Genomic DNA, 672 nt, shown 5'->3' on the forward strand with positions numbered 1-672 from the left:
GGTGTTGTGGTCGCTGATCGCCGGACTGGCACCACACGTCAGGACCGGGCGGGTGCGGTTGTGCGTAATTGACCCGAAAGGCGGCATGGAACTGGGCGCCGGCGCCCCGATGTTTTCGGTGTTCTGCCATCACACCGGCCAACCGACCGTCGAGCTGCTGCGCCAGCTGGTCGAGCTGATGCAGGCCCGGGCCAACCGGCTGCGGGGACACACCCGCCTGCACACCCCCAGCACCACCGAGCCGTTGATCGTGGTGATCATCGACGAGATCGCCGCGCTGACCGCGTATCTCACCGACCGCAAACTGCGCGCCGAGATCGAACAACTGCTGGGCTTGCTGCTCTCCCAGGGCCGCGCAGTGGGGATATCGGTGGTGGCCGCGGTGCAAGACCCCGCCAAAGACACCCTGCCGGTGCGGCAGCTGTTCACCGTGCGGATCGGGCTGCGCATGACCGAAGCCACCCAAACGGCGATGGTCTTGGGCCAGGGAGCGCGCGATGCCGGCGCCGAATGCGACCTGATCGCCGATGCCACCCCCGGTGTCGGGTACGTGGTGATCGACGGCACCGCCCACCCGACACGGGTGCGGGCGTTTCACGTCACCGACCACGACATCACCGCCCTGGCCCGAACCTTTCCCGCACCACGCCCCCGCACACAAGGCACGGTGAG

Annotated in this window: 1 protein-coding gene; it reads left to right on the top strand. The window is 68.2% G+C overall.

Translation table 11 applies throughout. The features are described from left to right. Window positions 1-672, top strand: a 672-nt coding sequence (locus tag HMPREF0591_RS30105) for an FtsK/SpoIIIE domain-containing protein (protein ID WP_040624604.1), incomplete at both ends; no start/stop codon positions are given.

This window comes from Mycobacterium parascrofulaceum ATCC BAA-614 (assembly GCF_000164135.1).
Taxonomy (GTDB): domain Bacteria; phylum Actinomycetota; class Actinomycetes; order Mycobacteriales; family Mycobacteriaceae; genus Mycobacterium; species Mycobacterium parascrofulaceum.